General features: G+C 28.0%; 2 protein-coding genes. One reads left to right on the top strand and one right to left on the bottom strand.

The features are described from left to right. A partial coding sequence (locus RAH41_RS22395; RefSeq protein ID WP_331225463.1) for a transposase occupies positions 1–226 on the top strand: 226 nt, incomplete at its 5' end. 517 nt (positions 227–743) lie between these two features. Here the strand turns inward: RAH41_RS22395 and RAH41_RS22390 are convergent. Beyond that, positions 744–1,052, bottom strand: a complete 309-nt coding sequence (locus RAH41_RS22390) for a hypothetical protein (protein ID WP_331225462.1) — start codon at positions 1,050–1,052, stop codon at positions 744–746. Positions 1,053–1,246: the final 194 nt, after the last annotated feature.

The following is a 1,246-nucleotide window of genomic DNA, read 5'->3' as shown; positions in this document are numbered from 1 at the left end:
TAATCGTATTACCAAAAGAGGTTCAACTAGGCTCCGTCACGTTCTCTATATGGCAGTCCTTTGTGGAATTAGGAGTTCCAGAAATAAACGATTAAAAGAATTTTATGATAGAAAACGTGTGGAGGGTAAACCCGCAAAAGTCGCAATAATTGCTTGTGTAAATAAATTATTACATTGGATATATACTCTTTTAAAAAGGAAAGAAACATTCCTTGATTTAAACTAATACCAAAATTATGAAATAAAAACAAATCCTTCCAACAAGGATATGGAAGGCTATTTGGCATGCCTATTTTTAGTATAACATGTATTTTACAAGATTTTTATTGATAAATATTGACAACTATTAGCTGGTTTAGCTCAATAAAAAAATCGACTATAAAGCCGATTATGTTGTTCAACTCAAGCAATGCGTTAGTTCAATAAAAAGATTTGATAATGACTTATGAAACAGTAATATCAAAAAAATATATTTACAAGAATTGCTAAGATTACAAATGGAATAACTCTCTTAAAAAACCTCTTCCAGTCACCTTTTGTATCTGAAAATATAATTATTAAAACATAAATACTACATATCAATCCAAATACTAAATCAGAAATGTTTAATATTTTTTGTAGTAATAAAAGTACAATAATTATTAGAATCTCAGAAGTTTTAAAATCGTTATTTTTCTTCTTCAATTATTATAAAACTCCTTTGTTTTTATATGTAACTAAAGCATCAGTTAGTTGAACAACTTTTAATTTTTTGGAAGAACCCCATTAGTAATCTTTTTAAGCGTTTTTTCTAAAATGCTACCAAATATAATAAGAGTTAGAATAATAACTATGATTTGAATCAATTTTCTTACAAATAGATTTGAAAGACTTTCTCCAATCCAATTGCCACCGTAATAAATGCAAATAAACATAAAAAAAATCGTAATAAGATAGGTTAAAAATACACCTGAAATCTGAAGTTTTGTTAGTTCCTTTATTATTTTTCTGTTTTTCAATATTTTATAAATCGTGATTACAATGAACAAAATCGTCATTAAAATACCAATCATTGTACCGCCTCCTACATAACCTCTTCTATATATCCCTTTAAATTACCTTTTCTCTTATTCAACTAAACTGCCATTTTGTTGAATAAAAAAAGCCGCAAATTAGCAGCTCAAGATCTTCAACTATCGCATTCGTTAGTCATAATGAACGAAACGGCTCCTTTTGCTTAGCGTAGGTTGCACTTGGCAATAATGGG

This window comes from Gottfriedia acidiceleris (genome assembly GCF_036421055.1).
Lineage (GTDB): Bacteria > Bacillota > Bacilli > Bacillales > Bacillaceae_G > Gottfriedia > Gottfriedia acidiceleris_C.
Note: the sequence above shows the minus strand (reverse complement) of the source record. Positions and strands in the feature narration are given on the sequence as shown.